Source organism: Myxosarcina sp. GI1(2024), from assembly GCF_053543375.1.
The window spans coordinates 91,446-97,448 of the sequence record NZ_JBKGTY010000006.1 but is presented as its reverse complement, the minus strand read 5'-3'; the positions used below and the strand labels follow the sequence as shown (position 1 = coordinate 97,448).

The window sequence follows — 6,003 nt, the reverse complement described above, 5'->3', positions numbered from 1 at the left end:
CACCCCAGTTACCTCGAATCGGAACTGGGGTTTTGCTTTACGTTACAATTTAGTTGATGTCCGCTCTGATGCGATCGCAGTCCTTCAACTTCCTATAGAACCCATTTATTCCTCAACCCTCAGCAAATCTGGTTTCTTATAAGAGGGTTAGTTTGGGAATCGGAGCTAGTACCCTTGCTCGGTGCTAATCCCGAACTCAAACCAACAACTCTGCTTTTATATTTGCAAGAGAAATATCCAGAAGAATATCAACAATCTCATTTACGAACCTTACAAAGACGGGTCAAACAGTGGAAAGCGAATTGTGGTCCGCCTAAAGAAGTATACTCCGAGCGGTTGAATACTGGATTTTTTGAGATTAGCCAAAGTGGGATAATGCAGCAGTATTCAACTGAAGCAGAATGCCGAGATATGATCCAGATTGAGTTCAGCGAAGAAGAAATTCAACGGTTAAATAGCGGTCTTCTTTGTTGATGGGCTCACTTTGTCGCTCGGGCTTATTTAGGATTCATCTGGTGTTTTACACGCATCTTTATCCCATCGCCTTCAGGTCGCAAGCGCTTTAATGTCTTGGGTGCGATTAATGCCGTCACTAAAGAAGTGGTCAGCCTCACCAATGAGACTTATATTAATGCCGATATTAGTCCAGTTGTCCAAGCTAGATTTGGACATTCCGCTCATCCTGGTACTGGATAATGCCCGCTATCAGAAGTGTCGGTTTGTCAAGGATGTAGCAGGCTTTTTTGGTATTGAGCTATGGTTTCTATAAATCTTCTCCAAGATTAAAAAATTGAGTTCTTAAAAATTCCATATCCGTTTTTCGATCGCATTTTAATTCTAAAATTCTGATCCCCACGCTAGATAAATCACTTAATAGTTCCGATAGCTGCTTCCAATGGGCAACAACTTTACAATCTATGCCATAAGTAGCTGCCAAATTAGCAAAATCAGCTGCTTGAGGAGTAGCAAAATAATCTTCAAAAACATATTGGAATTCAGAAATAGGAAGCATTTCAAAAATTCCTCCGCCGTTGTTATTGATTAAAATAATTGTTAAATGCCCTTGAAATTTATTACTAATTAAAAACCCATTCGTGTCATGTAGAAGAGCTAAATCTCCTGTTAATAAAACTGTAGGACGACTCCAATGGGCAATACCTAAAGCAGTCGATAATGTGCCGTCAATTCCGTTAGCACCACGATTAAAATAAGGAACTATTTGGCGGTTATTGGGCGGTAAAAAAAATTCTGCATTTCTTATCGTCATACTATTGGCAAAAAAAGTTGGTGTTTTAGTCGGTAAATTCTGAGCTAGTAACCAGACAATTTTACCTTCATAGATGCGCTCGATTGCCGACATCTTGAGATTTATTTTCTCCTTAATTTTAGCTTCTAATTGGCACCATCGCTGACAGTATACCGATATCTTTTTATAAGATAAACTTTTAGATAAATTATTAGTAAGCTGCTCGATAGAAGTCGATAAATGAATCGTTTTTCCATGAAGCGGATCGAAATTCTCAGGATTTGGATCGATAATTACACGTTGACAAAAAGTATTGTTTAACCAACTACGCAACTCTTTACTAGTGGGAAGTTCGCCGATTTGAATTACAATATCAGGCTGCAGTTCTCTAGCTATTGTTTTCTGACGTAAAATAAAGTCGTAAGTAGAGATTAAATAAGGATTGAACTCAGCATAATTTCTTACTGGTGAGAGAGCTTCTGCGAGCACTGGAAAAGATAATAGTTGAGACAAAAATGAGATAGCACGACAATAAGCTTCAGGTTTGCTAGGTCTTGCCAAACCTGCAATAATAATTCCTTTGTTGTACAATCGCCACTCTTCGATAGGAACTGAGAGAACTAAGAGAGTCGTACGAGCAAAAGCAGCGGGTGTAACAGATTCAAAAAAGTTAGCCGAATCAAACGCAGTTTGTAAAGCTTCTACTTCTGGTCGAATAATCGGGGCAAGTGGCTCTCGAAATGGTACATTAAGATGAACTACACCTGGAAAGGGATATAGCGCTCGCCTAACAGCCTGGATAATATTTTGCCTCAGATAGGACAGCATATCTAAATTAGCTTCTGGTAAAGCTAGTTCAGTATGCCAGTTAGTATAGCTACCGTACAATTTGAGCTGATCGATCGTCTGTCCTGCATGAGAATTGCGCACCTCTGGAGGACGGTCGGCAGTGAAAATAATTATAGGAATGCTACTTTGCTGTGCCTCAATTACTGCAGGATAAAAGTTAGCTCCAGCAGTTCCCGACGTGCACACTATAACCGTAGGCAAACCGCTTCTTTTAGCCAATCCCAAAGCAAAAAAAGCCGCAGAACGTTCGTCCAAAATTGGGATGGTTCTTATGACCTGGTGTTGCACCAAAGCAATTGTTAAGGGGGCAGAACGGGAACCAGGACAAATCACTGCCTCAGTTATACCCAAATGCTGCAAAGTAGCAGCTATGACCGAAGCCCACAAAGTGTTGATATTGCGAAAGTCAATCATTTTAAGATTGCACCAAAGCGTTAATTAAAGACTGTAACTTTAACTGAACTTCGGCGAACTCTTTATCTGGATCCGAACCAGAAACAATTCCCGCTCCAGCATACAGTCTGGCGTAATTTCCATCAATTAATGCCGAACGAATGCCGACAATGAATTCACAATTATCCTCTGTATCAACCCATCCTAATGGGGCCGCATAAAGCGAGCGATCGCGCTCTTCATACTGACGAATTTGTTCGCAAGCTATTGGTGTAGGTACACCAGCTACCGCAGGAGTAGGATGTAAGTGCGCTACGATTGTCAAGGGGTCGATTTGTGAGGGTAAATGAGCGTAAATTGGAGTCCATAAATGTTGAATATTGGATAACTTTAAAATTTGTAACGGTAGCTGCTGTGGTTTCAAGTTTAGTTGGCGTAGACGTTGAACGATATAGTTACTTACGGCTTGATGTTCGCGTTTTTCTTTGCGATTTTTGAGTAATAAGTTTGCTAAATATGAATCTTCTGTACTGGACTTTCCTCTTGAAGTAGACCCGGCTAAAGCATCAGTTACTAATAGTTTGTTTTGAATACTGACTAACCGTTCGGGACTAGCTCCAATAAAGTTTTGTCCTCGACCATTACTAGTAGAAAAAATATAGCAATCTGGATGTTTTTCTCTCAGACTATTAAGAGATTTAATTACATGAAAGGGTATAGACGATCTCAGCTCAGCAGTATGAGCAATGACAATTTTACTGAATTCAGATGTAGCTATTGACTTTAAAGCAGAATTTACTACAGATTTGAATTGCTTTGAGTTTTCGTCTTCAGAATAATTAATTGGATTTTGAATATAATTTTCCCTAATTTGCAAACTAAGATCTTGCCAGTCAATATTACTTATTTTTTGCTCAATTAGTTTAATAATTACTGATTCTAGTTCTATTTTTTGTAGAGGATAATTAACAATCAGACAATAGTTTTTATTTTTTTTTACTATTTGAAATTGCGGTAAAAAGAGCGTACTAACTGGAAAAGCTTCTTGGCTAATTTCTGAAAAAAAAGTGAAATTACAGAAGACGCATGGTTTGCCTTCTGCTAACTTATTTTCTCCTTTTCTGATAATTTGTTGAAAACAATTGCGAACGAAATTCTGAGCTAGAGTAAATCGATTTGAAGTCGTTATTCTCATGGTTTTGATTGTACCACAAGCAGCTATTGCCTCTTGTTTACGAGGATTTTCCCAGTAAAAATGCTTGGTATGGGAGCAAGCAAATTTTTGAATAAAGCTCAAGGGATCTACAGGAGGGATTTTTTGAGCATAGCTAATAATTTTTATTTTATTTGTGGCAGATGATTGTAAATTTTTGTTATTCCAAAAATCATCGAGTTCTAGGATATCGGAAATATTCTGACGATTTTGGTAGATTAGAGACATTGAACTTCTAGATTTTGTCATTCTTACAAGTTAGTAGGCAAAAATATTAAAACTAGAAAAATTGTTTAAAATATTAACAACGATTATTTAGTCAAAAAAAATTGTTTTTGTTAAATTAATTATATTATTATAGGTCATTGTTGACAAGATTCATGACTACACTCAGAATTAAATTTAACTATTTATTGATAATTCCCTTACTTTTTGACTTAAGTTTAGTTAGATCGTATTAAAAATCGATTGCTGTAAATTACTTCCTCTGCTTTTTTTACTCTACTCTGTCGTTTAGCTAGAGCACACTTAAATGAAACTAGATTAGCTCTCGAGTGAAAGCTGCTTTAAAAAGTTGGGCCATTAGATAAATCAATTATGAGATAGAATGTTCGCCGTTAGTTAATCATTAAACAAAATCTACTTTGACATCGAGATAGAGAGACGCCGGGTAAAGAATTTCTGCAGTGATAGCACCAGGGGAAGTTATCTCACCAGCAATTTAGGTCGATATCAAACCGAGTTTCTCCCGACTTCGTGAACTTTCTTGAAACCATGTAAACTATAGAACACATAATTGATAGGCTACTAAAATAGCAGAGCGCGGTAAACTACAGGCAACTAGTGGAGCCGAGTCGCGCTAACGCAAATGTTTTAAGTCGTTAGAACCTTATGGCAGTAGAGCAAACAATTCTTAAAAATTCCAAACTATGGTTAGCCGCCATTAAACCTCCTATTTATAGCGTAGCGGTGGTTCCAATTGCCATAGGAACAGCAATAGCATACGTTAATACCTATTTGTTTGACTCCCAAGTATTCTTTACTTTTACAGGTGCGGCAATCTTGATTGTTGCTTGGTTGAATCTAACTAATGATGTTTTTGATTCGGAAACAGGTATCGATCTAAATAAAGCTCATTCTGTAGTTAACTTGACAGGCAATAAGTTTTTAGTTCTGGCGATCGCCAATCTTTGTTTGAGTTGCGGATTTATCGGTATTTTTGCTCTCTCCTGGTGGCAACAGGATTTAACGGTGTTGGGCTTGGTTATATGTTGCTGTTTGTTGGGTTATGCTTACCAAGGTCCTCCTTTTCGCTGGGGTTATTTGGGGTGGGGAGAAATAATTTGTTTTTTTACTTTTGGACCAGGTGCGGTTACTGCCGCCTATTATTCTCAAACCCAAACTGTTTCCCTATCTACCATAGCTATTTCTAGTATTGTAGGTATCAGCACTGCAATTATTTTGTTTTGCTCTCATTTTCATCAGGTAAAAGATGATTTAGCTGCGGGAAAGCGATCGCCGATTGTCCGTTTGGGCACCAAAACAGGAGCACAAATTCTAGCTTGTTTAACTGTTAATATCTACGTATTAACCCTAATTTGGAGTATTCTAGGATATCTACCCTGGTCGACACTATTGGTTTTAGCCAGCTTACCTTGGGCAGTTCAGTTAGTAAATCATGTCAACCAATATCATGATTGCCCTTCTCAAGTCAGCAATAGCAAATTTCTTGCTGTCAATCTTTATTTGACCAGTTCTTTACTACTAATTGCGGGATTGATAGTTAGCACCTATATCTGATTTTGGTTGGAGAAACTCGACATTTATACCAACTATGAATATATGAATAAACAGATTATTCGCACAAATCGAGCACCCGCCCCAGTAGGTCCCTACAATCAGGCAATCGCCGCCTCTGGAAAAATGTTATTTGTAGCAGGTCAAATTCCCCTCGATTCTCAAACTGGAGAAATAGTTGGAGGAGATATTGCCGAGCAAACTAAGCAAATAATGAAAAATATAGAAGCTATTTTAAATGAGGCAGGTTCTGACTGGACAAATGTGGTTAAAACCAGCATTTTTCTTACCGATCTGGCTAATTTTGCCGAGATAAATCGAATTTACAGTCAGTATTTTTCTGAAGGAGCTGCTCCAGCCAGATCCTGTTTCGAAGTATCCCGCTTGCCAAAAGATGTGCCGCTCGAGATTGAATGTATTGCCATGCTTTAAAACCACTGTGCACTTCTTTGAAGAGCCTGACCATTAGCTTGTTGATTCACTTTTGAGGGAGTAGTTAAACCAT

General features: G+C 38.2%; 4 protein-coding genes and 2 pseudogenes. 4 read left to right on the top strand and 2 right to left on the bottom strand.

Annotated elements, in window-relative coordinates; genetic code table 11:
* Positions 1-150 precede the first annotated feature (150 nt).
* Positions 151-333: pseudogene (locus ACLFKQ_RS20715) on the top strand (IS21 family transposase); the annotation flags it as partial.
* 124 nt (positions 334-457) lie between these two features.
* Positions 458-766, top strand: a pseudogene (locus ACLFKQ_RS20710) (IS630 family transposase); the annotation flags it as partial.
* Here ACLFKQ_RS20710 and menD read toward each other — a convergent pair.
* Both menD and ACLFKQ_RS20700 read right to left on the bottom strand, forming a co-directional pair.
* On the bottom strand, positions 764-2,509 hold the full coding sequence (gene menD / locus ACLFKQ_RS20705) for a 2-succinyl-5-enolpyruvyl-6-hydroxy-3-cyclohexene-1-carboxylic-acid synthase (RefSeq protein WP_449001644.1): 1,746 nt from the start codon (positions 2,507-2,509) through the stop codon (positions 764-766). The pseudogene ACLFKQ_RS20710 and the gene menD overlap by 3 nt on opposite strands.
* 1 nt (position 2,510) lies before the next feature.
* Positions 2,511-3,929: an isochorismate synthase gene (locus ACLFKQ_RS20700; protein ID WP_449001643.1), complete on the bottom strand. Its 1,419-nt coding sequence runs from the start codon at positions 3,927-3,929 to the stop codon at positions 2,511-2,513.
* A gap of 663 nt (positions 3,930-4,592) precedes the next feature.
* Between ACLFKQ_RS20700 and menA the strand changes: the two genes are divergently transcribed.
* Together menA and ACLFKQ_RS20690 are read left to right on the top strand one after the other, a co-directional pair.
* Positions 4,593-5,501, top strand: a complete 909-nt coding sequence (menA, locus tag ACLFKQ_RS20695) for a 2-carboxy-1,4-naphthoquinone phytyltransferase (protein ID WP_449001642.1) — start codon at positions 4,593-4,595, stop codon at positions 5,499-5,501.
* Between the two features lie 42 nt (positions 5,502-5,543).
* Positions 5,544-5,930, top strand: coding sequence for a RidA family protein (locus tag ACLFKQ_RS20690; protein ID WP_449001641.1), 387 nt, complete (start codon positions 5,544-5,546; stop codon positions 5,928-5,930).
* Positions 5,931-6,003 lie beyond the last annotated feature (73 nt).